Origin of the sequence: Actinosynnema sp. NPDC020468, assembly GCF_040642015.1 — a bacterium.
In the GTDB taxonomy this organism is placed as follows: domain Bacteria; phylum Actinomycetota; class Actinomycetes; order Mycobacteriales; family Pseudonocardiaceae; genus Actinosynnema.
On sequence record NZ_JBFAEO010000010.1, the window covers coordinates 63,921 to 88,461 of the forward strand.

Annotated in this window: 23 protein-coding genes; 4 read left to right on the top strand and 19 right to left on the bottom strand. The window is 73.9% G+C overall.

Annotated features, from left to right (window positions below; translation table 11 throughout):
• The first annotated feature begins 3 nt into the window (after positions 1-3).
• Complete coding sequence (locus tag AB0G50_RS10240; protein ID WP_360104780.1) at positions 4-969, top strand: P1 family peptidase; 966 nt, start codon at positions 4-6, stop codon at positions 967-969.
• On the opposite strand, the gene AB0G50_RS10245 is transcribed toward AB0G50_RS10240, so the two are convergent.
• The 5 genes from AB0G50_RS10245 to AB0G50_RS10265 all read right to left on the bottom strand — a co-directional run bounded on the left by AB0G50_RS10245 (position 955) and on the right by AB0G50_RS10265 (position 8,907).
• Positions 955-4,041 carry a tetratricopeptide repeat protein gene (locus AB0G50_RS10245; protein ID WP_360104783.1) on the bottom strand — a complete coding sequence of 1,029 codons (3,087 nt, stop codon included), beginning with the start codon at positions 4,039-4,041 and terminating at the stop codon, positions 955-957. The genes AB0G50_RS10240 and AB0G50_RS10245 overlap by 15 nt on opposite strands.
• 145 nt (positions 4,042-4,186) lie before the next feature.
• On the bottom strand, positions 4,187-5,446 hold the full coding sequence (locus AB0G50_RS10250; protein ID WP_360104786.1) for a GGDEF domain-containing protein: 1,260 nt from the start codon (positions 5,444-5,446) through the stop codon (positions 4,187-4,189).
• Positions 5,447-6,070: 624 nt separating this feature from the next.
• Entirely contained in the window at positions 6,071-7,249 is a 1,179-nt protein-coding gene (locus AB0G50_RS10255) for an MFS transporter (RefSeq protein ID WP_360104788.1), read from the bottom strand.
• Between the two features lie 71 nt (positions 7,250-7,320).
• Positions 7,321-7,932 carry a DJ-1/PfpI family protein gene (locus AB0G50_RS10260; protein ID WP_360104791.1) on the bottom strand — a complete coding sequence of 204 codons (612 nt, stop codon included), beginning with the start codon at positions 7,930-7,932 and terminating at the stop codon, positions 7,321-7,323.
• 21 nt (positions 7,933-7,953) lie between these two features.
• Positions 7,954-8,907 carry a DJ-1/PfpI family protein gene (locus AB0G50_RS10265; protein ID WP_360104794.1) on the bottom strand — a complete coding sequence of 318 codons (954 nt, stop codon included), beginning with the start codon at positions 8,905-8,907 and terminating at the stop codon, positions 7,954-7,956.
• 85 nt (positions 8,908-8,992) lie between these two features.
• Between AB0G50_RS10265 and AB0G50_RS10270 the strand changes: the two genes are divergently transcribed.
• Complete coding sequence (locus AB0G50_RS10270; RefSeq protein WP_360105061.1) at positions 8,993-9,724, top strand: aminotransferase class IV; 732 nt, start codon at positions 8,993-8,995, stop codon at positions 9,722-9,724.
• Here the strand turns inward: AB0G50_RS10270 and AB0G50_RS10275 are convergent.
• Together AB0G50_RS10275 and AB0G50_RS10280 are read right to left on the bottom strand one after the other, a co-directional pair.
• Positions 9,721-10,170, bottom strand: coding sequence for an Lrp/AsnC family transcriptional regulator (locus AB0G50_RS10275; protein WP_360104797.1), 450 nt, complete (start codon positions 10,168-10,170; stop codon positions 9,721-9,723). The genes AB0G50_RS10270 and AB0G50_RS10275 overlap by 4 nt on opposite strands.
• The gene (locus AB0G50_RS10280; protein WP_360104800.1) at positions 10,167-11,297 is read right to left on the bottom strand and encodes a Xaa-Pro peptidase family protein; all 1,131 of its coding nucleotides are present in this window, start codon (positions 11,295-11,297) and stop codon (positions 10,167-10,169) included. Before AB0G50_RS10280 ends, AB0G50_RS10275 begins: the two co-directional genes overlap by 4 nt.
• 98 nt (positions 11,298-11,395) lie before the next feature.
• Here AB0G50_RS10280 and AB0G50_RS10285 point away from each other — a divergent pair, with 98 nt between their 5' ends.
• Positions 11,396-12,343, top strand: a complete 948-nt coding sequence (locus AB0G50_RS10285) for a 5'-3' exonuclease (protein ID WP_360104803.1) — start codon at positions 11,396-11,398, stop codon at positions 12,341-12,343.
• A gap of 52 nt (positions 12,344-12,395) precedes the next feature.
• Here AB0G50_RS10285 and AB0G50_RS10290 read toward each other — a convergent pair whose 3' ends face one another.
• On the bottom strand, positions 12,396-12,890 hold the full coding sequence (locus AB0G50_RS10290; protein ID WP_360104806.1) for an FBP domain-containing protein: 495 nt from the start codon (positions 12,888-12,890) through the stop codon (positions 12,396-12,398).
• A gap of 77 nt (positions 12,891-12,967) precedes the next feature.
• Between AB0G50_RS10290 and AB0G50_RS10295 the strand changes: the two genes are divergently transcribed.
• Positions 12,968-13,537 carry a TetR/AcrR family transcriptional regulator gene (locus AB0G50_RS10295; RefSeq protein ID WP_360104809.1) on the top strand — a complete coding sequence of 190 codons (570 nt, stop codon included), beginning with the start codon at positions 12,968-12,970 and terminating at the stop codon, positions 13,535-13,537.
• Between the two features lie 4 nt (positions 13,538-13,541).
• Here AB0G50_RS10295 and AB0G50_RS10300 read toward each other — a convergent pair whose 3' ends face one another.
• From AB0G50_RS10300 to AB0G50_RS10350, 11 genes are all read right to left on the bottom strand, one after another.
• A complete protein-coding gene (locus AB0G50_RS10300; RefSeq protein WP_360104812.1) occupies positions 13,542-14,753 on the bottom strand; it encodes a GNAT family N-acetyltransferase in 1,212 nt (403 codons plus the stop codon).
• 109 nt (positions 14,754-14,862) lie between these two features.
• Entirely contained in the window at positions 14,863-15,588 is a 726-nt protein-coding gene (locus AB0G50_RS10305; protein ID WP_360104815.1) for a DUF4333 domain-containing protein, read from the bottom strand.
• A gap of 105 nt (positions 15,589-15,693) precedes the next feature.
• Positions 15,694-18,456: a DEAD/DEAH box helicase gene (locus AB0G50_RS10310; RefSeq protein ID WP_360104818.1), complete on the bottom strand. Its 2,763-nt coding sequence runs from the start codon at positions 18,454-18,456 to the stop codon at positions 15,694-15,696.
• Positions 18,457-18,520: 64 nt separating this feature from the next.
• Positions 18,521-19,396: a YegS/Rv2252/BmrU family lipid kinase gene (locus tag AB0G50_RS10315; protein WP_360104821.1), complete on the bottom strand. Its 876-nt coding sequence runs from the start codon at positions 19,394-19,396 to the stop codon at positions 18,521-18,523.
• Entirely contained in the window at positions 19,393-20,301 is a 909-nt protein-coding gene (gene tatC / locus AB0G50_RS10320; RefSeq protein WP_360105064.1) for a twin-arginine translocase subunit TatC, read from the bottom strand. Before tatC ends, AB0G50_RS10315 begins: the two co-directional genes overlap by 4 nt.
• Positions 20,302-20,415: 114 nt before the next feature.
• Positions 20,416-20,748 (bottom strand): Sec-independent protein translocase subunit TatA, encoded by a 333-nt coding sequence (gene tatA / locus AB0G50_RS10325; RefSeq protein ID WP_360104824.1) that lies wholly within the window; start codon positions 20,746-20,748, stop codon positions 20,416-20,418.
• Positions 20,741-21,007 (bottom strand): bacteriophage holin, encoded by a 267-nt coding sequence (locus tag AB0G50_RS10330; RefSeq protein WP_360104827.1) that lies wholly within the window; start codon positions 21,005-21,007, stop codon positions 20,741-20,743. The genes tatA and AB0G50_RS10330 overlap by 8 nt, the downstream gene beginning before the upstream one ends.
• Positions 21,008-21,025: 18 nt before the next feature.
• Complete coding sequence (locus AB0G50_RS10335; protein WP_360104830.1) at positions 21,026-21,997, bottom strand: WYL domain-containing protein; 972 nt, start codon at positions 21,995-21,997, stop codon at positions 21,026-21,028.
• Positions 21,994-22,980: a WYL domain-containing protein gene (locus AB0G50_RS10340; protein ID WP_360104833.1), complete on the bottom strand. Its 987-nt coding sequence runs from the start codon at positions 22,978-22,980 to the stop codon at positions 21,994-21,996. The genes AB0G50_RS10335 and AB0G50_RS10340 overlap by 4 nt, the downstream gene beginning before the upstream one ends.
• A gap of 96 nt (positions 22,981-23,076) precedes the next feature.
• Positions 23,077-23,955, bottom strand: coding sequence for an SRPBCC family protein (locus tag AB0G50_RS10345; protein ID WP_360104836.1), 879 nt, complete (start codon positions 23,953-23,955; stop codon positions 23,077-23,079).
• Positions 23,948-24,508 carry a helix-turn-helix domain-containing protein gene (locus tag AB0G50_RS10350; protein WP_360104839.1) on the bottom strand — a complete coding sequence of 187 codons (561 nt, stop codon included), beginning with the start codon at positions 24,506-24,508 and terminating at the stop codon, positions 23,948-23,950. The genes AB0G50_RS10345 and AB0G50_RS10350 overlap by 8 nt, the downstream gene beginning before the upstream one ends.
• Between the last annotated feature and the right edge of the window lie 33 nt (positions 24,509-24,541).

Here is a 24,541-nt window from a genome sequence, read left to right on the forward strand (position 1 = left end):
GGCGTGCGCAACGCCATCACCGACGTGCCGGGAGTGCTGGTCGGACACGCGACCCGGGTCGGCTCGGGCGCGTTGACCGGCACCACGGTCGTGCTGTTCCCGCCGGAGACGCTGTCCACTGTGGACGTCCGGGGTGGAGGGCCCGCGACCCGGGACACCGCGGCGCTCGACCCCCGGTACGGCGGGCGGGTGGTGCCGGCGGTCGTGCTGACCGGTGGCAGCGCCTACGGGCTCGCGGCGGCGGACGGGGTGGCGGGCGAGGTCGGCGGGCTGGTGCCGGCGGCGGCGTTGTTCGACCTGGGGCGGGGCGGGGACTTCCGGTGCCGGCCCGACGCCTCCACCGGGGTCGAGGCGGTGCGCAACGCCGGGGTCCACGTGGCGCAGGGCAACGTCGGCGCCGGAACGGGCGCGCTGAACGGGGCGCTCAAAGGCGGCATCGGCACGGCCTCCGCCGACCTCGGGGGTGGGGTGGTGGTCGGCGCGGTGGCGGCGCTCAACGCGGCCGGGTCGAGCGTGGACGTGGCGCTCGGCCTTCCGCACGGCGCGGCGTGGGGGCTGCCGGGCGAGTTCCCGACCCCGCGCGGTGACGACCTGGTGGCCGCGGCGGAACGGCTGCGGCACTACACGCCGCCGTTCAACACGGTGATCGGGGTCGTGGCGACCACCGCGCGGGTGCCGAGCCTGTACGCGGTGGCCGCCGCCGGGCAGGACGGGTTGGGGGTGGCCGTGCGGCCCGCGCACGGGCTCACCGAAGGCGACACGGTGTTCGCCGCGTCCACCGGCACCCACGAGGCCGACCCGGGCGCGGTCGTCGCGGCGGCCCGGGCGGTGTTCGCCCGGGCGTTGGCGCACGCGCTGTTCCACGCCGCGCCGGTGACCACGCCGTGGGGCGCCTTCACCACCTACCGCGAGCTGTACCCGAGGACCGCCGCCGGCTACTTCCGCGAGGGTGGTTCAGACGGGCCGTGACGGGCCCCGGACGCGGTCGCGATGGGGCACGGACACGTAGGCGGCCAGGTTCAGCACGCCGCCGGTGGTGGTGTCCACCTCGCGGGCGAAGGCCGTGACGCCGTCGTCCACCCGGTTCATCAGCCACGCCAGCAGGACCACGACCACGTCGGCCAGGATGCGGACCTGCGGTGGCATCGCCTCGCGGCGGCCCGCGGTCACCGCGCTCGCGAAGTCGGTCATGCCGCGTTCGGTCAGCTCCGGCGGGCCGGTCTCGATCGCGCGGCGCATCGAGTCCACCACCAGCGGCACCAGCGACTGCCACACCGCGGGCCGGGCGGTTTCGCAGATCAGGCCACCGCACAGCGCGGTCGTCCACAGCGCCTCCGGGTCCGACGCGCGCACCGCGCCCACCGCGAGCCGGGGCAACAACTCCGCGCCCAGCGCCCACTCGCCGTGCGCCACGGCGGTTTCCACCGCGTGCCGGTGGTGCTCCAACGCGGCCGGGTGCTCGCGGCGCAGCGTCAGCACGAGGCCGAGGTCCTCGTGCGCGGCGGCCACCTCCGCCGGCACGTGCAGGCGTTCGGCCAGCGCCAGGGCGACCCGGCCGTAGTGCAGCGCCGTCTCGTGGTCGCCGCGGTCGCGGTGGCACCAGCCGAGCAGCCGTACCGCCTCGAGTTCGGCGTGCTCGTCCTTCACCTCCCGGTACAGCTCCAGCGCCTCGACGGCGGCCGAGATCGCGGCGTCCAGGTCGCCCGCGTTCCGGTGCCCGCCCGCCTCGTCCAGCGTGAACCTCGCCTGCCGCGCGCGGTCGCCGAGTTCCGCGGCCAGGTCGTGGCCCTCGGCGGCGTAGCGCACGACGCCCTCGTGGTCGTCGGATCTCCGACTCAAGCCACCCAGCACGTCGATCGCCTCCAGCAGGTCGGACCGGTCACCTCTCACGCGGTACGCGTCGTGCGCCTCGCGCGCCGCCGCGGCGGCCCGCTCCGGCTCGCCCCGCTCGTCCCACAGCCGGGCCACGCGCAGCAGCACGCCCGCGCGGTCCCGACACGCGTCCCCGTACTCCGCGCAGCGCTCCAGGTCGCGCAGGGCGGACACGTGGTCCCCGCGTGCCTCGTGGTGCAGGCCGGTCAGCTCGAAGCGCCGGGCCCACCGCCGGTCGCGCTCGCCGGCGGGCAGGTCCAGGCCGGGCAGCGCCGCGTCGACCCGGTCCACCAGCGCGCCCGGCTCCGGCGCGAGCGCCAACTCCTCGAGCAGCACGTCGACGTAGGCGGCCGAGCCGGTGACGTCGCCGGTCTCGGCGACCGCGCGCAACGCGGCCACGTCCCGGTGCAGCACCTCCGCCAGGCCGTCCGGGCAGTCGCGGGCGGCGGCGGCCAGCAGCGCGCACCCGGCCAGCGCCGCCCCGGGGTCGCCCGCGGGCGCCCGCCTCGGGTCGAGCCGTGCGGTGACCGTGCCGACGTAGACGTACGAGCGGGCGATCCCGCCGGGCGTGCCGGTGCTCACGACGGCGTGCGCGACCGGCTCGCCCTCGGCGGTGAGCCGGTGCACGACGGCGCGGGCGAAGTCGGCGGCGAGGTCGGCCGGGATCGACCACAGCGACCCGACGTAACCGCGCGCGCCGGCCCGCAGGAAGCGGCGGCCGGCGTCCGTCCACGACGGACCGGTGTTGTCGAACACCAGCGCGCGCCGGGTCAGGTCCTCCGGCTCGAACGGCACTTCGTGCTCGGTGAGCAGCAGCAGGTCCACCGGTAGCCGTTCGACGAGCGCGCGGAGCGTCCCGGTGGTCGCGTGCCCGCCGGTGAGCACCACGCGGTGGTGGGCCGGGTCGGCCGCCGGGAAGGCGCCGGTGGCCAGCGCGACGCGGAACCCGGCCGACCGCGGGCCGACCTCGCCGCGCAACTCGGTCAGCACGGTCCGGACCGCCTCGCCCACGACGTGACCGATCGGTTTGCGCGCCCACGTGCGCACGAACGGGTAGGGCAGCCCGGTGGTGAACGCGGTGAGCGCGCGCTCGCCGACCGCCACTACCGCCTCGGCGGGCACCTGCGCGGTCACCACCGCCTCCACCGCGGTGAACGGGTCGTGACCGCCGGTGGACAGGTAGCGCCACAGCGCCTCCACGACGCCGACGCCCTTGACCGCGTCACCGATCGCGCCCGCCGCGGCGGCCACCCGTTCCTGTTCCTCGGCGACCACCCGGCGCACCTCGGTCAGGTCCGGCTTCGGTGTCACGACCAGCCGCGCGCCCCGGTGGTGCGCGTACAGGGCCGCCACCAGCACGTCCACGTCGCCGGTGTCCTCGACCAGCACCGCCTCGGCGCCCGCCGGCACCGGCGGCTCGACCGGCTCGGCGCCCGCCACCACGCGCAGCGCGGACCCGGCGCGCAGAGCGGTGAACAGCGCGGTGGCCGGGTCGAAGTCGGACGGCACCTCCAGCACCCGCGCGCGCTCGCCCGGTCGCAACGCCTCCCACGCGACCGCGGTCAGGTCGGCCGGGTCGACGTCGACCAGCGACACCCGCTCGGCGAGGCCGAGATCCGGCCCGTCGGCCAGGTGCACGGCGCGGCGCGCGCCGAGCGCGGCCAGCAGATCCGCGGTGTCCGCGTCGGTGACGACCGGGGTGAACCGGTCCGCGGGCAGGCACGACAGCACGACGGCGGCGGCGCGGACCTGGTCCGGCCGGCACACCACGACGGTGTCCGCGACCGGCGGGCGGAGGACCTCCAGCACCAGGTCGGACTCGCCGACGGGCAGGTCGACGCACGCTCCGTCGGCCACCACGACCACCCGTTCGGTGCCGGAGACCGTCAGCCGCGCCCCGCCGGGCAGGTCGAACTCGACGCCGTCGGGCGTGACCTCACCGGGCGCCTCGACCGCCAGCAGCCACCGGGCGGGCGCGGGCAGGTCGAACCGGAACCCGAGCACCGCGCCGTCCGGGCGCTGCGCCACGACCGGCTCGCGCGCGTCGACGTCGGCGGTCAGGTGCTCGGCGAGGGCGATCGGCGGCGTGCCGCGCCCGTCGACCAGCACGGCGCGCAGCAGGCCCGCCTCGAAGCGGAACCGGATTCCGTGCGGGGCACCGAGGTCCACTGGCTCACAACCCTTGCAGGAACAGGACTGGGTACGCACCGGGGAGGTGGTGGCCAGCCGAATTTACGCGACCGGAGCCCGTTGTGAAGGCGGTCGTTGCCAAACCGTGGACGAATCCTCGACGCCGGTTCGGGCCGGCGGCGGGTCAGACCGGGCGGGGCTGCCCCGGCTGGTCGACGGAGTCGGACCTGGCGGCCGGGTTCCAGCGCGTGCGACGGTGCCGCCCGGCGCACTGCACCTGGTCCCGGCCGAGGCGTTTGGCCTGGTAGAGGGCGGAGTCGGCGGCGGCGAGCAGACCTTCCAACGTGTCCTCCTCGACGTCGGGCCACACCGCGGCGCCGATGCTCACGGTCAGCCCGCGCACCTGCGCCCCCGCGTCGGTCTCGAACGCGACCTCGTGCACCTGGCGGCGCATCCGCTCGGCGATGGCCACCGCCTCGAGGTGCTCGACCGACGGCAGCAGCACGGCGAACTCCTCGCCGCCGAACCGGCCGAGCGTGTCGCCCCGGCGCACGGCCGAGGCCAGCGCGCCCGCGATGCGCTTGAGCACCGCGTCGCCGACCTGGTGGCCGTGGGTGTCGTTGATGTCCTTGAAGTGGTCCACGTCGATCATGAACAGGCCGACCGAAGCGCCGGCCGGCTGCTGCCGGGTCCGCTGCAACTCGAGCCGGGCCTGGAGGTGCCACGCCTCGGCGTTGAGCAGCCCGGTCTTGGCGTCCGTGCGCGCGGCGAGTTCGAGCTGGTGGATGAGCACGGTGCGGTGCAGCGCGACGGCCGCGACCACCATCGGCACCGCGAAGCCGGGCCACCAGGCGACCGCGAGGGCGACGAAGCAGCCCAGCGCGAGCTGACCGGCTTCCAACAGGTTGTCCGGGCCGCTGCCCAGCGCGTCCTTGACGTTGCGCGGGCGGACCGTGAGCAGGATGACCGTGCCGACGAGCGCGGTGTTGACCGTCCACTGCGCGAGGCCCGCGCCGGTGAGGCCGACCAGGTCCAGCCAACCCTCCGGGCGGTGGTCCTGGAGGTGCCCGCGCAACCCGGTGAGACCGGCGACGGTGTTCGCGGCCAGCGCGGCGAGCACCATCATCGACGTGGTGAACACGCACCGGTGGGGCGGGCGGGAGGCGTCCCAGCGGCCGACGACCCACCAGCGGTGCACGTAGACGAACACGACCAGCGCGACCGCGAGGGTCGGCGGCAGCACGAGCGCGCCCGCCAGGATCCAGATGCTGCACAGGTCGACGTGCGGCAGGTGGCTGTGGTCGCGGCGGATCCGCTCGATCCAGCGGGAGCAGTGCAGGTGCAGCGCCGCGCACCCGGCGAGGACGCCGAAGGCGACCCAGGAGCCGGTGGTGAAGCGCCCCTCGAAGGTGAGCCCGGTGGCGAGCAGGGCCAGCAGGTCCACGGCCAGGACGTAGGCCAGGGCACGGGGCGGCAGGGACCATAGTGCCCAGCGCCGATCACCCGACGACGCTGACCGCGCTCTGCCCATGTTCCCTCGCGCCCTGATCAGACCCGGACCGCACACGCTCCCGGACGGAGCGTCACAGTAATTGTGACCTGGGTGGATGTCAGCCGCTAGCGGGGTGACGCTAACCACCGGAGGTGATCGCTGTGCGCGACAAGATCTGGTGACCACCCTACCGAACGGGTCATTCCGGACGTACGGGGAGGTGTGACGATTATGCGCGACAAGATCTGGTGATCCCCACCCCCGAACCGCCACCGGCGACCACGAGGGAGGTGGGCGGCGTGCGCGACAAGATCTGGTGAGCCGACCCGTCCCGCGACCGTCCGCGACGACGAGGGAGGTGCGCCGCCATGCGCGACAAGATCTGGTGACACCCGCCGACGGCGAGGTGCTCCACAGTGGACGACCAGGCACAGCCGACCCCCGACACGCGGCCGGCGGGCCGCGGCGACCCGACTCCCGCGGCCCCGCCACCGCGACGCCGACGCGCCCGGATCCGGCGCCGCGGTCACCCGCGACCCGCTCGGGCCCGCCCGGTCCACGGCGGCCGGAACGGCCTCACACCTCGGTCCGCCACCACGCCACCGACACCAGCGCGGCCAGCACCACCCCGACCACGCCGGCCACCGCGACGGCCGTGCCGGCGGAACCGACCAGCGTCGCCAGCAGACCACCGCCCGCCACCCCGACACCCTGCGCCGCCACCAGCCCGCTGCGCGCGAACCCGAGCGCCTGCCCGCGGCGTTCGTCCGGCACCAGCCGCACGAACGTGGCGCCCGCCGTGACCTGGTACGCGCTGAACACCCCGCTCACCGCGAGCAGCGCCACGGCGCCCACCAGACCGGGCCGCAGCCAGTACGCGGCCAGGGGCAGCGCGGTCGCCACCGCCAGCAGCCCCAGCAGCCGCACCCGGCGGTCGGTCGGCAACCACCGCAGCAGCACGGCGCCCAGCACCATCCCCGCCGGGTCCGCCGCGAGCAGCAACCCGACACCGGCCACGCCGAACCCGACCTCGGCCGAGAACGGCGCGGCCAGCCCCTCGGGCACCACCGTGAACAGCGCCAACCACCCCAGCGCCACCAGCAGCCGCAACCGCCGGTCCCGCCACACCAGCACGGCGCCGGCCGCGATCCGGGTCCGCGTCCGCTCCCGGCCACCCGCCGCCGGCCGGTGCGCCAGCCCGAACCGCAGCAGCACCGCCGACACCAGGAACGTCGCCGCGTCCGCGGCCAGCGCGCCGGACGTGCCGAGCCACGCCACCGCGAACCCGCCGCCCGCGAACCCGAGCAGCAGCCCGGTCTGGTGGGTGATCAGGTGCGCGGACTGCCCGGCCTCGTACCGGTCGCCCAGCACGGTCGGCAGCAGCGCGCCCTGCGCGGCCGAGAACGGTGCCTCGGCCAGCTGCGCCACCACGAGCAGCGCGGCGACCAGCGGCAGCGGCACGCCCGGCACCGCCATCACGCCCAGCAGCACCGCGCGCACCACGTCCGAGGCGACGAGCACCGCGCGCCGGGGGAACCGGTCGGCCAACCCGGACAGCAGCACGCCGGACACCAGCGCGGGCAGCAACGTCAGCGCGTAGGTCAGGGCCGTCCACGCGGCCGACCCGGTCCGCTGGAACACCAGCACCGACAACGCGACCCGGGCCAACTGGTCCCCGACGGTGGACAGCGCCGCGGCCGCCCACAGCACCCGGAACTCGGGCACGGCGAACGCCGCCCGGAACCCCGTACCCATGCGCCTCCGATGAGCGTCCCGGACCGTGAGCCCGTCACCGTACAAGCAACGCCCGGCTCCGGTAGGCCCGTTCAGCCGCGCAGGAGTGCCACCACTTCGGCCGGTGCCGACTCCAGCGATCCCGCGTCGTAGGGCGGCTTCGGGTCGTACTCCAGCATCAGCTGCACCGCCATCGCCACCTGGTCGCCCCACAGCAGTCCGGCGAGCGTCAGCCCCATGTCGATGCCCGCCGACACGCCCGCGCCGGTGACCACCCGGCCGACCCGCACCACCCGCTCGGTGCTCACCACCGCGCCCAGCCGCGCCAGGTCCTCGCGCGCCGCCCAGTGCGTGGTGGCCTCGACCCCGTCGAGGATGCCCGCGGCGGCGAGCAGCGTGGACCCCGTGCAGACCGACGTGGTCCACGTCGTGGTCGGGTGCACCTCGCGCAACCAGGCCGCGACGACGCCCTCCGCCAGCACACCGGTCCAGTCGCCGCTGCCCGGCACCACGACCACGTCGGCCCGGCGCAGCCGCGCGAACGTGGTGGTGGGCACCAGGGTCAACCCCGCGTCGGTCACCACCGGGTCGAGCGAGGCGGCCACGAAGTGCGCCGTCACGTCGGGCCGGTGCGCCAGCACCTCGTACGGCCCGACCAGGTCGAGCGCCGTCATCCTCGGGTACAGCACGAACGCGATGTCCACAGTGGACTCCCCCTTCACCCGCTACGCCGCACCGGTGGTGCGGAACCTCTCCCGGTACCCGCCGGGCGCGACGCCCAGCACCCTCAGGAACGCCCGCCGCAACGTCTCCGACGACCCGAAACCACAGCGCCGCGCCACCGAGTCCAGCGCCTCGTCACCCGCTTCGAGCAGGGTCGCGGCGGCCTCCACCCGGGCGCGTTCGACGTGCCGCGCGGGCGACGTGCCGACCTTCGCGGTGAACAGCCGGCCGAAGTGCCGGGTGCTCATCGAGGCGTGCCGCGCCATCGTCTCCACGGTCCAGGTCGCGGCGGGGTCGACGGCGATCGCGTCGAGCACCGCGCGCAACCCCACCTCGCGGACCGGCCGGACCGCCGCGCGCACGCTGAACTGGGACTGGCCGCCGGGCCGTTGCAGGAACACGACCATCCACCGGGCGACGAGCCTGGCCAGCGCGGCGTCGTGGTCCCGCTCGACCAGCGCCAGCGCCAGGTCGATGCCCGCCGTGACGCCGGCGGAGGTGACCACCCGGCCGTCGCGCACGAAGATCGCGTCCGGCACCACCTCGACGTCGGGGTGCCGCGCGGCCAACTCCGCGCAGTACGCCCAGTGCGTCGTCGCCCGCACGCCCGCCAGCAGCCCGGCCTCCGCGAGCACGAACGCGCCGGTGCAGACGGACGTGACGCGGCGCGCGTCGGCGGCCAACCGGCGCAGGTTCGCCACCAGCACCTCGTCGCGCGCCGCCGCGAACGAGCCCGTGCCGCCGACCACCACCAGCGTGTCCACCGACCCTTTCACCTCGCGCAGGTCCACGCCCTCCAACCGCACGCCGCTCGCGGTGAACCCGCCGCCCACCCCGGCGACCCGCACCCGGTACCCGCCGCGCAGCCGACGCGCGCCCTCGAACACGTCGACCGGACCCGCCACGTCGGTCAGCGTCGCGTCCGGGTACCCGACGACCAGCACTTCGCGTTCCACACCGCCACCCTCCCGCCGCCACGACGTGGCCGCAACGACGCGGGACCCTCGATTCCGGCCGCGCTACGGTCGACGGGTGCTGAGGATGGAGATCGACGGCGCCGCGCCGGACGCCGAGTCGATGCTGCGCGGCAGGTTGGGCAACTACGGCCACTTCACCGCGATGCAGGTGCGCGGTGGCCGGGTGCGCGGGCCGCACGCGCACCTCGACCGGCTGGCGACCGGCCAGCGCGAGCTGTACGACGCCGAACTCGACCGGGACCTGGTGCGCCGGCACGTCGCGCACGCGCTGGAGGGCATCGCGGACGCGTCGGTGCGCGTGGTGTTCTTCGGCCTCGACGAGCCGCGGCTGATGGTGTCGGTGGACGAGCCCTACACCCGGCTCGACCCGCCCCAGGCGCTCATGCCGGTGGACTACGCGCGGCCTGCCGCGCACCTCAAGCACCTGGGCGGGTTCGGCCAGGTGTGGCACGCGCGCCGGGCCGGGCGGGCCGGGTACGACGACGCGCTGCTCACCACGTCCGACGGCGTGGTGGTGGAGAGCTCCATCGCCAACATCGCGTTCCTGGACGACACGGGCGTCGTGTGGGCGGAGGCCGACTGGCTGCACGGCACGACCATGCGCCTGTTGGAGGAGAACCACCCGTCCCGGCGCGCGGTCGTGCGACTGGCGGACCTGCGCTCCTACCGGGCCGCGTTCCTGGCCAACTCGCGCGGCATCGCGCCGGTGTCGCGGATCGGCGACGTGGAGTTCGCCGTCGACCCGCTCGCCGACGTCCGCGCCGCGTACGACGCGGTGCCCTGGGAGGAGTTCTAGACCGCGGGCGGGCGGTCCTCGTACGGCGTGGACAGCACCACGGTGGTCCGGGTGGACACGTTCGCCACCTCGCGGATCTGCCGGAGCAGCTCCTCCAGCGCGGTCGGCGAGGCCACCCGGACGCGGAGGACGTACGAGGCGTCCCCCGCGACCGAGTAGCACGCCTCGATCTGCGGCAGGTGCTCGAGCCGCTTGGGGTAGTCGTCCGGAGCCGCCGGGTCGATCGGGGTGAGCGAGATGAACGCGGTGAGCGGCAACCCGATCTCGTCGCCGTCCAGCCGCGCGGCGTAGCCCCGCAGGACGCCGCGCTGCTCCAGCCTGCGCACCCGCTGGTGCACGGCCGACACGCTCAGACCCACCCGTTCGGCGAGGTCGGTGAAACTGCACCGGCCGTCGGCGGCCAGCTCGCGCAGGATCGCCCGGTCGATCGGCTCCAGAGTCGTCACGCGGGGAGCACCACCAGCTCGTGAGGTCGGTTGTTGAACGATTCCACGCCCGTCTCGGTCGCGACCACGATGTCCTCGATGCGGGCGCCCCACCGGCCGGGCAGGTAGATGCCCGGCTCGACGCTGAACGCCATGCCCGGCTCCAGCGGCAGGTCGTTGCCCGCGACGATGTAGGGCTCCTCGTGCACGTCGAGCCCGATGCCGTGGCCGGTGCGGTGCACGAAGTACTCGCCGAACCCGGCGTCCGCGATCACCTCGCGCGCGACCGCGTCCACCTCCTCGCAGGTCACCCCGGGGCGGACGGCGTCGACGGCGGCCCGCTGCGCGGCCTGGAGCACCGCGTAGGTCTCCGCCACGTCGGCGTCCTTCGGCTCGCCCAGCACGTAGGTGCGGGTGGAGTCGGAGTTGTAGCCCTCGGCGACCGGGCCGCCGATGTCCACCACGACCACCTCGCCGGCCCCGATCACCCGGTCGGACAGGGCGTGGTGCGGCGACGCGCCGTTCGGGCCGGAGCCGACGACGACGAACGCGACCTCCTCGTGCCCCTCGGCGAGGATGGCGGCGGCGATGTCCGCACCCACCTCGGCCTCGGTGCGCCCGACCTTGAGCCACTCGCCGATCCGGGCGTGCACCCGGTCGATCGCGGCGCCCGCCTTGCGCAGCCCCTCGATCTCGGCCGCGTCCTTGCGCATCCGCAGCTCGCGCAGCACGGGACCGGCCAGCACCTGCTCGCCGCCGATCGCGTCGCGCAGCGCCAGGGTGTGCAGCGCGGCCGTCATGTCCGACACGGCGATCCGGTCGGTGCCCTTCAACGCGCGCTTGACCAGCGCGTACGGGTCCTCGCCGTCCACCCAGGCGGCAACCTCGACACCGAGGTCGTCGGTCGGGATGGCCGCGTAGCCGGGCTGTTCCAGCTTGGGCACCACGAGCACCGGGGTGCCGCCGACGGGCAGCACCAGGCAGGTGAGCCGCTCGTAGGAGGAACCGCCGGCGCCGATCAGGTACCGGAGGTCCGAGCCGGGTGAGATCAACAGGGCGTCCACACCGGCGACGGCGGCCGCGGCGGTGGCCCGGTCCAGCCGCGCGCGGAGCGCGTCCACGTCAAGGGGTCCAACACGGGTCGACATGACCACTGAGCCTAGTCGTGCGGTCGGGCGGAGCGGAGCACCGAGGTGGCGAGCGTGCCGGCACGCTGATGTCGGTGGCTTCTGGCAAGCTTCGCGGCGTGAGTGGCCCACTGGTCCTGATGGACGCCGCAAGCCTGTACTTCCGCGCCTTCTACGCCCTGCCCGAGTCGATGACCGCGCCCGACGGCACACCGGTCAACGCGGTGCGCGGGTTCGTGGACACGATCACCAAGGTCGTCACCGACCGCGGCGCGGGCCGGGTGGTCGCGTGCCTGGACGCGGACTGGCGGCCGGAGTTCCGGGTCAAGGCGCTCCCCTCGTACAAGGCGCACCGCGTCGCGGCCGAGGCCGTCGAGGGCGAGGAGGACGTGCCGGACACGCTCACCCCGCAGGTCCCGATCATCCTCGACGTGCTGGACGCGGTCGGCATCGCCACCGCCGAGGCGGCGGGCTACGAGGCGGACGACGTGATCGGCACGCTGGCCCACCGCGAGGCCACCGACCCGGTCGAGGTGATCACCGGCGACCGCGACCTGTTCCAGGTGGTCCGCGACGAGCCGACCCCGGTGAAGGTGCTGTACCTGGGCCGCGGCTGGGCGAAGGCGGAACTGCTCGGCCCGGCCGAGTTGGCGGTGAAGTACGCGCTGCCGGCGGAGTCCACCGGCGCGGCGTACGCGGGCATGGCGGTGCTGCGCGGCGACCCGTCGGACGGGCTGCCGGGCGTGGCGGGCATCGGCGAGAAGACGGCCGCGAAGCTGCTGACCGAGTTCGGCTCGCTGGAGGCCGTGCTGGCCGCGGTGCACGACGGCCGCGACCGCAAGCTCACCACCCGCAACCGCAAGGCGCTGCTGGAGGCGGCCGACTACCTGGCCGTGGCGCCGACCGTGGTGAACGTGGCGGTCGACGCCCCGATCGTCCAGGACCGCCCGGACCCGGTACCCGCCGCGCCGGTGGACCCGGCCAGGGTCGCCGACCTGACCGCCCGCTGGGGTCTGGGCAGTTCGCTGCCCCGCCTGCTGACGGCCCTGGAGCGCCGCGTCCCCTGACCGACCGACGGGGTCACCCGCCCACGCCGTGCCTCCCCACCAGCAGGTGGGGTCACTCGACCACCCGGCCGAGGAACGCCGTGACCTTGCCCAGGGTCCGGTCGATCAGGTCCTCGAGCGGGAGCGACTCGTGGATCCGGCTGCCGGGCCCGGCGTCCTTCTTGCCGCGCAGGTACAGCGGGCACGCGAGGTCGGCGCAGATGTAGACGCCCACCGAGTTGCCCTGCTGCCCGCTGCGGCCCGCCTTGCGCGCGGTCATCAGCGAGACGCCGTCACCCCGGTGCGTGGTGAGGCACAGCGAGCACATGCTGCGTCGCGTCGCGCCCACGCCCGGCGTCGCCAACCGCAGCGCCACGCCCACGAGCCGACCGGCCACGGGTGCGACCAGGTAGGCGCGCTGCGGCGCGGACGGGTCGCGCCAGCCGAGGAAGTCCAGGTCGTCCCACGGCCGCTCGGCCAGGTCGCCCGGCACGTTCAGCCGTTTCGCCTCGCCCTTGGTGCAGTTGACGAAGGACGCGCGGATGTCCGACTCGGTCAGCGGTTCCATGGGAAGAAGGTGACACCACCGAGCCCACCGGCGCAACTCATTAGCTGCTAGCCTAGGGCTCCTAGGCTGGAGGCGAGATGGTCCGCGAGAAGGTGACCGTCGAACGCCTGACCCGCGCGGCGGCCGAGATGGCCGACGAGGTCGGCTTCGACAACGTGACCGTGTCGGCGCTGGCACGGGCGTTCGGCGTGAAGGACGCGAGCCTGTACTCGCACCTGGGCAACGTGCACGAGCTGCGGGTCCGGGTCGCGGTGCTGGCGCTGACCGAACTCGCGGACCGGGTCGCCGACGCGCTGGCCGGCCGGGCGGGCAAGGACGCCCTGGTCGCGTTCGCCGACGCCTACCGCGACTACGCGAAGGCCCACCCGGGCCGCTACACGGCCCTGCGCGTCGACCTGACCCCGGGCACCCCCGCCACCGCGGCTGCCCGCCGCCACTCGGACCTGACCAGGGCCATCCTGCGCGGCTACCACCTGCCCGAACCGGCCGCCACCGACGCGATCCGCCTCCTGCACAGCACGTTCCACGGCTACGTGACCCTGGAGCAGTCCGGCGGCTTCGGCCACCACCCGCGCGACGCCGACACCTCGTGGTCCCGGGTCCTCGACGTCCTCGACACCGCGCTGCGGCACTGGCCGCCGGACTGAGCCCTCAGAAGAACGTGCCGCTCCACGGGATCTCGGCCGAGCGGAACAGGTCGTCCGCGACCGCGAGCGCGGCCGGGTCCACGACGTCCAGGTGACCGGTCGTGGCCAGCGCCGAGAAGGTCACGTCGCCCAGGTACGCCGCGCTGAGCACCGGCACGTCCACCACCAGCTGCGGTTCGTCGGCGGTGCGCTCGACACCGTCCGCCGTCACCGCGTAGGAGCCCTCGTTCTCCGCCAGGACGCCATCCCGCACGCCCAGCACCACCCGACCGGCACCCTCGTGGACGCGGGCGGACAGCGCGGTCGGCACGTCCAGCAGCCGCAGCCAGGTCTCGTCCTCCACGCCCTCCGTCACCACCGCGCGGCGGTCGACCAGCAGCCACTCCAAGGGCTCGTCCAACGGCCGGCCGGGCGCCACCACCTCGTCCACCAGGTCCACGCCCAGCAGGAACGTCCACAGGTCGGCCCACGCCTCCGGGGTGCTCGCCCACAGGTCGTGCACGGTCATCCGGGTCGGTCGCGAGCCCGGTCCGCCGAACTCGCCCGGCGCCACGCGGTACACCGCGTAGCCGTCGTCGCCGTCCGGACCGCGGCGCACCGCGACCTTCAGCTCCTCGTCGGTGCCCACCTGCCGGCTCAGCGACAGCGCCCACCAGCCGTCCCACCGACCGTTCGTGCCCGGCCGGCCGGGTGACACCCGGTCGAACAGCGACCGGGCCGTCGTGACACCGTCCGCACCCGGCACCAGCCGGATCCGACCCGACGGCGCGAGCCTGGGCCTGGCCTTCGCGCGGTCCACCCGCACCGTCCGGTACCGGGTCGCCACGCCGTAGCCGTACCGGCCGTAGATCGCGGTCTCCGACGCGCGCAGGGTCGCCGCCACGTCGCCGGACTCGACCATCGCGCGCAACTGGGCGCGCTTCAACGCGCTCAGCACCCCGCGCCGCGTCCAGTCCGCGCGCACGCCGACCCGGCTCACCGCCGCCATCGGCACCACCGCGCCGCCCGGCACGGCCAGCGAGGACGGGAACGACATCACGGTGCCCACCAAGTCGTCGTCCACGAACGCGCCCAGCGTGCGGCCGGGCAGGTAGGACGTCGCGGCGAACGCCCACGCCTCGTCCGTCGAGGGTTGGTGGTGGAGGGTTCCCCGGAACAGCGTGTGCGCCGCGCGGTAGTGGGACTCGTCGAGAACGCGGATGTCGTGGTCGGTCACACCCGGCATCCTGCCTCCCGATCGCTCGCCGCGCTAACGAGTTCGGGGGCGAAAGGACGAACAGCCGCCCCCGATCGCCGGGGGCGGCTGTCGCGAACCGGGAGGTCGATCAGCCCGCGGGCTGCCCGACCTCGTACTCACCGTCGGCCGTCTTCACGGTGATCTTGACCTTCTTGTCCTTGCCGGCGACCTTCGCGGTGCACTCGAACGTCGTGTTCGGCTTGACCTCGCGGTCCGCCGGGCACGTCGCGCTCTCCACGTCGGAGATCTTGTAGTCGTCGGTCAGGATCCGCACGACGCCCTTCTGGACCTCGGCGTTGTCGAACACCTTCTTCTTGAGGAACCCGGGCGTGACGAAACCCGTGATGCCGAACGCCGCCACCACCAGCACGACCAGCGCCACGACCACCCAGACCACCGCGCCCGACTTCTTCGCGGGCGGCTGCTGGCCGTACGGGTTGGGTTGGCCGTAGGGGTTCTGGTGCTGCCCGTACGGGTTGGGCTGCTGCCCGTACTGGCCCGGCTGCGGCTGCTGGCCCCACTGCTGGGCCGGATCCGGCTGGCCGTAGGGGTTCTGCTGCGGCGCGGGCTGCTGCTGCTGGGTCGGGTCGTACCCGCCCGGGTACTGCTGGGTGTACTGCTGCGGCTGCGGGGGCTGCTGGCCCCACTGCGGCTGCTGGGGCTGCTGCTGCGACGGATCCGGCTGCCCGTAGGGATTGGGCTGCTGAGCGGGGAAACCACCCGACGGCGTGCCGGGGTACCCACCACCGTAGGGCTGCTGGCCCCACTGCGGCTGCGGGTCGTTCCCTCCGGACGGTCCGTACGGACTGGTCATGCTCGGCCTCCGACGGCTCGTGTCTGGAAAAGGTTCGTTCAAGGCTTGCGGGCGCGATCAAACCACAGGTGTGCCGAGCGTACCCAGCCACCCCGCAAAGCTTTCTCAAACGGTGGCCATGGCCACCACACCGCGCCGCAGGGCGTCCACCGCCTTGCGCGCCGTCGCGCCGACCGGGTCCCCGCCGCCGACCACGTCCCGGATCTGGTCCAGGAAGTCGATCACCTGGCGGCACCACCGGACGAAGTCGCCCGCGCCCAGCTCGGTGCCGTTCTCCTCGGCCGACGACAGCACCTTCTCCAACGACTCGCCGCGCGCCCACCGGTACACCGCCCAGGCGAAACCCGGGTCGGGCTGACGGGTGCGGTCGAGCTTGTGCCTGCGCTCGTCCTCCTCCAGTTCGGCCCACAGCCGCGCGGTCGCCGTCATCGCGTCCGCGACCTTGCCCGGGGGCAGCCGCGACTCGAGCGGACCGTCCCGCCGCGCCTCGTACACCAGCGCCGACACCACCGCCGCCAACTCGGCCGCGTCCAAACCCTTCCACACCCCGTGCCGGAGGCACTCGGCGGCCAGCAGGTCGGACTCGCTGTAGAGCCGGGTCAGCCGGCGACCGTGCTCGGTGACCTCCTCGCCCGGACCGCGCTCCTCCTCGTGCAGGTACCCGCGTTCGCGCAGCAGGCCGCGGATCCGGTCGAACTCCCGGGCCAGCGAGTGCGTGGTGGCCGCGACCTTGCGCTCCAACTGCTCGGTCTCGGCCAGCAGCCGGTGGTACCGCTCGCCCCACCGGGCGTGGTCCTCGCGCTTCTCGCACGCGTGGCACGGGTGCGAGCGAAGCGCCCGCCGCAACGTCGCCAGCTCCGCGTCGTCGTCGGCCGTCGACCGCCGCCTTCGCGCCTGCGGCGCCACGATCCCCGTGTTGCGCACGGTCGACGCCAGGTCCCGCCGCGACTTGGGCGATCGCACGTCGACCTGCTTGGGCAGCCGCACGTGACCCAGCACCTCCACCGGCACCGGGAAGTCCGCCGCGGACAACCGGCCCGACCAGCGGTCCTCGGTCACCACCAGCGGACGGGCCTCGCCCAGCGGCTCCAGGCCGGGGTCGATCACCACGGCCAGGCCGGACCGGCGACCCGACGGCACCGCGATCACGTCGCCCTTGCGCAACCGCTCCAGCGAGGCCGCCGTCTCCGCGCGGGTGGCCGACGAGTTCTGCCGCGCCAGCGCCTTCTCCCGCTCACCGACCCGGCGGCGCAGCGACGCGTACTCCGTGAAGTCGCCGAGGTGGCACGTCATCGCCTCGGCGTACCCGTCCAGCGCCTCGCGGTTGCGCTCGATCCGCCGCGCCAGGCCCACCACCGACCGGTCGGCCTGGAACTGCGCGAACGACTGCTCCAGGATGTCCCGCGCCGCCGCCGCGCCCAGCTGGTGCACCAGGTTGACGGCCATGTTGTAGCCCGGCCGGAACGAGGACCGCAGCGGGTAGGTGCGGGTGGACGCCAGCCCGCCGACCGCCTTCGGGTCGACGCCCGGCTGCCACACGACGACCGCGTGCCCCTCGACGTCGATGCCCCGCCGCCCGGCGCGCCCGGTGAGCTGGGTGTACTCGCCCGGCGTGAGGTCGACGTGCGCCTCGCCGTTGTACTTGACCAGCTTCTCCAGCACGACCGTCCGCGCCGGCATGTTGATGCCCAGCGCCAGCGTCTCGGTCGCGAACACGACCCGCACCAGACCCCGGACGAACAGCTCCTCCACGGTCTCCTTGAACGCGGGCAGCAACCCGGCGTGGTGCGCCGCGATCCCCCGTTCGAGAGCCTCCCGCCACTCCCAGTAGCCGAGCACCATCAGGTCCGCCTGCGGCAGGTCCCGCGTCTTGGACTCGACGACCGCCCGGATCTCGTCGATCTCGTCCGGCGTGGTCAGCCGCAGCCCGGCGCGCACGCACTGGAGCACCGCCGCGTCGCACCCGGCGCGGCTGAACACGAAGTCGATCGCGGGCAGCAGGCCCGCGCCGTCCAGCCGCTGCACGATGTCCACCCGCGACGGCGGCTTGAACCCGGACCCGCGCGGCGGTCGGCCACCGGCGCGGTTGCCCCGACCCCGGCTCCACGGCACGTGGAACCGCTGGAGGTCGTCGGTGTGCCGCAACAACTGCGGGTTGATCCGGTTGTGCCCGTCCGGACCGTCGCCCGCGAACAGGTCGAGCATCCGGCCGCCGGCCATCATGTGCTGCCACAGCGGCACGGGCCGGTGCTCGTCCACGACCACCGTGGTGTCGCCGCGCACCTCCACCAGCCACTCGCCGAACTCCTCGGCGTTGCTGACCGTCGCGGACAGCCCGATCAGCCGCACCGACTCCGGCAGGTGCAGGATGACCTCCTCCCACACCGGCCCGCGGAACCGGTCGGCGAGGTAGTGGATCTCGTCCATCACCACGTACGCGAGGCTGCCCAGCGTGGACGAGCCCGCGTAGAGCATGTTGCGCAGCACCTCGGTCGTCATCACGACCACCGGCGCGCCGCCGTTGACCGACGTGTCGCCGGTCAGCAGGCCGACCTTGTCAGCGCCGTACCGCGCGACGAGGTCCGCGAACTTCTGGTTCGAGAGCGCCTTGATGGGCGTGGTGTAGAAGCACTTGCGACCCTCCGAGAGAGCGAGGTGGACGGCGAACTCGCCGACGACGGTCTTGCCCGCGCCGGTGGGCGCGCACACGAGCACGCCGTGCCCGTCCTCCAGCGCCTCGCAGGCGCGCCGCTGGAACGGGTCGAGCTCGAAGGACAGCACCGAGAGGAAATCGGTCAGCTTGGGCCGGGTGGAGCCGCGGCGGAAGTCCGCGTAGGCGTCGGCCGGGGACCGCGAAGCGCTTGACACCCTTCCAGGCTGTCACATCGGTACGACAAAAGTGGGTCCAAATAGCGCCGGTCGCCCGCGGACCCTAGCCCGACGAGGTCACCGCGAGCAGCGCGCCGGCCTCGCAGGACGCGCCCACGGGCACCTCGCGCATCCGCTCGCCGTCGGCGTAGCCCACCCAGGAGGGCCCGGACAGCCGGACCTCCCGGGCCCGGAACGTGTGCACGGCGGGGTGGTCCACGTGCCTGCCGGTGCGCAACGTGGGCAGCATCCGGACCAGCGCCCGCCGCGGCGCGGCCGCCACCACCGTGACGTCGAACAACCCGTCCGCGACCTCGGCGTCCGGGCACACCGGGATGCCGCCGCCGTAACTGGTCGTGTTGCCGACCGCGACCAACAGCGCGTCCAACTCGAGCACCCGGTCCTCGGTTTCCACCACCAGCCGCTCGGGGCGCAACGCGGCCAGCTCGGCGAGGATCGCCAGGTCGTAGCGCCGCGGCCCGGCCGGCCAGCGCATCGCGTTGGCCCTCTCGTTGACCGCCGAGTCGAACCCCGCGCACAGCACGGTGGCGAACCACCGCCCGTCGTCCAGCCGACCCAGGTCGAACGGCCGCCGGACGCCGGCGCGCAACGCGGCCACCACGTCGTCCACCGACCGCACCCCGAAGGCGCCGGCCAGGTCGTTGCCGGTCCCGGCGGGCACCACGGCCAGCGCGGTCGACGTGCCGGCGCACGCCTGGACACCCAGGTGCGCGCCACCGTCGCCCCCGAGCACGACCAGCACGTCGACACCGTCCGCCACGGCCCGTCGCGCCAGCGCCGCGGTCCCCTCGGCGGAGGGCGCGACGAGCAACTCCAACGAGTCCACGACCTCCCGGAGGCGCGCGGCGACCGTGCCCGCGATCCTGGCGGCACGCCCCTTGCCCGACGTCGGGCAGACCAGCAGTGCCGCTCGGGTCATGTGGCGTCGTCGTAGTTCACGCGCTCGCGCGGCGTCTCGACCGGCCGGGCCTCGGGCCTGGTCACGGTCGGCGGCTCCTCGATCGAGGACGGCGTGTAGTCGAACGGCGCGGCCTCGTCGTCGTCCAGGTCGTCCAGGCCTTCGGCCTTGCGCCGGCGCGCGACGCGCTTGTCGTGCACCCGGGACACCTGGATCGCCAGTTCGAACAGCAGCGTCAGCGCCACGGCCAGCGCCACCATCGAGATCGGGTCGGTGCCGGGCGTCGCGATCGCGGCGAAGATGAACAGCGCGAAGATGATGCCGCGCCGCCACTTGGCCAGCGTCTCGTAGCTCACGATGTTGGCCTGGTTGAGCATCACCACGATCAGCGGCAACTCGAAGCTGACCCCGAAGATGAGCAGCAGGGCGAGCACGAAGTCGATGTAGTCGCCGCCGGAGAGCGCGGTGAGGAACTGGTTGTCACCGAAGCCCACCAGCACCGTGAGCCCCTGGGGCACCACGTAGAACGCCAGCGCCGCGCCGACCGCGAACAGCACCGAGGCGCAACCGACGAACGTGAGCGCGAACCGCCGCTCCCGCGCGTAGAGGCCGGGCGCGATGAAGCGCCAGACCTGGAACAGCCACAGCGGCGCGGTCAGCGCCATGCCCGCCGCCGCGCCCACCTTCAGCTGGATCATGAAGGCTTCGAACGGCTTGGTCTGGAGCAGTTGGCACTCGCCGTTCTGGGTCAACCGGTCGGTGACCGGGATGCCGCAGTACGGCGAGATGACGATCTGGCCCAGGCTCGGCAGACCGAAGAACCTGGTCTGGAACCAGAAGAAGCCGAAGATCGCGCCGATGGCGATGAACAGCATCGCCCACCCCAGCCGGTGCCGGAGGTCGTAGAGGTGGTCCTTCAGCGACATGGTGCCGTCGGGGTTGCCCCGACGGCTCGTCAGCTTGCGGCGCTCCTGGCGCTGCGCCCACCACCGGACGGGAGTAGCCCCCACCGCGCGGACCGTCCTTCGGGCTAGTCGGGACTAGTTCTTGTTCTGGATGTTCTGCGAGGTCTGCTCGATCGGCGGCGCGACCTGCGGCTGCTGCTGGACGGGCTGCTGCACCGGCGGCTGCTGGTACTGCGGCTGCTGGTACTGCTGCTGGGCCGGCGGCAACTGCTGCACGGGCTGCTGCTGCGGCGTGGTGTGCTGCGGCGCCTGCTGGTCGTCCTCGTCGCGCAGGCCCTTGGTCTCGGCCTTGAGGATCTTGGCCGACTTGCCCAGCGAGCGCGCCATGTCGGGCAGCTTCTTCGCGCCGAAGAGCAAAATGATCACCACGGCGATGATGATCAGCTCGGTTGCTCCGAGGTTACCCACGGTGGTCCTCCTGTCTCCCCCGGTCCGTCGATGGTACGCGGGGCTTGCCCTGACGGGCCGGTTGCGGACGCCGTTCGGCGAAGGCGACTCCCAGCGCGGCGGACCGCGCCTTGAGCAGCCCCACGCCGTCGCCGACCTGGTCGCCAACCAGGGTGGTGGCGGCGCGGAAGCGGCGCAAGGCTCCGATGACCCGGAGCGACACCGCCGTGAGCGCGGTCACCCCCACCAGAACCACCACCGCGATCGGCAAGTACGGCACATGCCCACCGTACTTGGCCTATGTGTGGAGAAGGTGATCCGCCCGGCGCAACGCGGCCTCCGCCCGGCGGGCGACCTCGGCCACCAGATCGGCCGGTTGCTCCACGTGGACCTCGCCGCCCAGCCCCAAAAGGAGGCGCACGACCCACGCCGTGTCGGCGTAGCGCATGAGCACCCGCGCGCGCCCCTCGCCGAGCTCGGTGAGCCCGTCCACCGGGTAGTACTCGGCGACCCAGCGGGCGTCCGGTTCGAGCACCAGCACGGCCGTGCGCTGCGACGGATCGGGTTGGAACAATCCCTCGGACGTGTCGGTCGGCGTGGCGTGCGGCGGCGGGCTGGCGGCCTCGGCGAGCACGTCGACCCCGTCGATCCGGTCGAGCCGGAACAACCGCACGTCGTCGGCGGCCCGGCACCAGGCCTCCAGGTACGACCGGCCCTCGACCAGCAGCATCCGCATCGGGTCGACCACCCGATCGGTGACCTCGTCCCGTGACGGCGTGTAGTAGCGCAGCCGCAGCGCCCGGCCCCGGCGCACACCGTCGGACACCGCGTCGCGCACCCGCGCCGTCTCCGGCGCCTCGCGCATGGCGAGCCCGACCGCGACGCCCGCCGGCTGGGCCTGACCCACGGCGGCCTCGATCTTCGCGACCGCCCGCTGCACGGCCGCCTTGTCCGCCACGCCGGGGGTGCCCGCCAGCGCGCGCAGCGCCACGAGCAGCGCCGTCGCCTCGGCCGCGGTCAGCCGGAGCGGCCGGGACATGCCCGCGTCGAACGTGACGGTGACCGTCTCGCCCTCGAAGGACAGGTCGATCAGGTCGCCGGGTCCGTAGCCTGGCAGCCCGCACATCCAGAGCAGCTCGAGGTCCTTGCGCAACTGCTTGGGCGACACCTCGAAGTCCGCGGCCGCCTCCACGATCGGGATGCCCGGCCGGGCGAGCAGGTAGGGCACCAGGGCGAGCAGCCTCGGCAGCCGTTCGGTCGACCCGTTCACGCCCTGACCCCCGTACCGCGCAACGCCCCGAGCAGCTTCTCGCGCACCGTCTTCGCCAACACCTCGGGCTCCAGCACCACGACGTCCGCGCCGAAGCCCGCGATCCAGGTGGCCGCCGAGTCCGGGAACCGCAGGTCGACCTCCAGCACGTCGCCGAGCTCGCCGTCGAACTCCTGCCTGCCGGTGACCCGCGCCCGGCGGCGCAACCCCTGGCCCCGGCCCTGCGCGACCCACAGCTTCGCGGTCGCGGGCGGCTGGTCCGCAGCGGGCTGGCTGCGCGCGACGAAGCTCAGCAGGTCGACCTGCTCGGGCCGCCGCACCTCGCCCGCCCGGCCGGCGGCCCGGACCGCGCCGACGATCCGGGACAGCCGGAAGCAGCGCGGCGCGTTGCGGTCGCGGTCGTGCCCGACGAGGTACCAGCGACCACGCCAGGCCACCACACCCCACGGCTCGACGGTCCGACCGCGCACCTCGACGGGCACCGGGCGGCGGTAGTCGAACTCGACCACGCGACCCTCCTGCACGGCCGCGAGCAGCGGCGGGAACGCCGGTTCGCTGGTGCGCACCTTGGGCTCCACCCCGACGTGCACGTCCTGGTCGACGTCGACGCCCGCCGCCCGCAGCTTGATCAGCGCGCCGTGCGCGGCGCCGGTGAGCTGCGGCGAGTCCCACAGCCGGGCCGCCAGGGCGACGGCCGCGGCCTCGTCGGGCTCCAGGTCGATGTCGCCCAGCTCGTAGTCGCGCCGGGCGATCCGGTATCCGTCGGTGGCGTCGAACGCGCCCGTCCGACCCACCTCCAGCGGCACGCCGAGGTCGCGCAGCTCGGTCTTGTCGCGTTCGAACATGCGGAAGAACGCCTCGTCCGTTGCTGCGTCGGCATAGCCGGGGACGATGACGCGGATGCGCTCGGCGGTCAGGTACTGGCGGGTCGACAGCAGGCACAGCACCAGGTTGACGAGCCGTTCGGCACGTGCGGTGGCCACCCCGAAACCCTAACCCCGAACGAACACCACATGACGCCTCCCCCACCACGAACTCGGGAGAATGGTCCATCCACCCGCGTTCCCGGCGGGTCGGCGCTACCCGCGCTCCTCGGCCAGCATCCCGTCGGGCAGCCCCGGCACCTCGACCCGGTGCCAGATCGGCCGCCAGTCCGGCACCTCGTGGAACCGGCGCAGCTCGCCGACGCCCGAGAGCCAGCCCGCCCAGGCGCTGAACGGCGGCGTGCCCTCGTCGAACCCGCTCTGCACGAAGGTCAGCCGGGTGCCGCCCGCCGAGTCCTCCAGCTCCCAGGTGGACACCATGCCGTGCCAGTCCACGGTCATCGACCGACCGGGCTCGTAGGCCAGCACCTTCGCGGGCTCCGGGTTGTTCTCCAGGCCGCCCATCGCCACCCGGCCGCCGACCCACGCCTCGATGTCGATCTTCGCGCCGAACCACCGCTCGTACACCTCGGGCTCCACCAGCGAGGCGGCCACCGCCGCCGGCGGCGCGGCGATCAGCACGGACCCGCTCATGTCGGCCGTGACGTAGTCGACCTTCGGGGTGAGCGGGCGGCCCTCGACGTGGTCGACCAGGTTCGTCAGCGACAGCGCCCAGAACGTGTACAGCCAGCCGCGCACGTCCTCCTCGCCCACCGCCGCGAGCCACCCCGGGAAGTGGCTCTGCGACAGCGCCACCACGGTGAGGCCGTCCTCCTCGACCCACTCGACCGACACGGTGGTCCGCTCGCCGCCGATCTCCCAGCCGAACCGCAGCGACCGGTCGTCCCGGTGCTCCAGCGTCTGGCGCGGCGCGTCGCCCTGCGGCGTGTGCCGTCCCCAGAACGCGAACTCGCCCTCGGACACCGTCGCGTGCTCGGCCAGCCAGGTCGACACCTCCTCCGCCGAGGCGAAGGCGCGGCGCACCCGGTCGGCGGGCGCGGACGTGCGCACGCGCAACGTCACCGTCTCATTCATCCTGTTCCTCCTGATGTGGGTAGCAGGCCACGGCCAGCCGGAACGCGTCGCCCGACGCGCCCCCGTACCGGCCGAAGAGGTCCTGAAGGGTCGTGCGCAACTCGGCGAAGAACTCGGCCCGCCGCTCGGGGTCCACCCGGATCTCGCCGGACACGCCGAGCGACGGCAGTTCGGGCCGCGTCCGGTCCAGGCCCGCGATGTCCGACTGCACCTGTTCGACCAGGTCGAGCAGGTAGCCCAGGCTCAACTCGTCCTGTGCCCGGCGCAGTCCGAGCCGGCCGACCAGGGCGGGCGACAGCCAGTAGGCCCGTGCCGTCGCCTGGTACACGCCCTCGGTCAGCGCGCGCACCCGGCGCTGGTCGACCTGGGTCGCCAACCCGGCTTCGACCAGCCGTTTCACGTGGTAGTGGACCCGCTGCGGGGTCTGCTCCAGCGCCGCCGCCACCTCGGTGCACGACCGCGGCTCGGCGAGTTGCCGCAGCACCTCGATCCGCTGCGGCTTGAGCAGTGCCTCGGCCTGCTCGATCTGCTCCAGGTAGATGACGTCTCTCATCGCAAAAACCACCTTGAACGTACAAAACTTCTT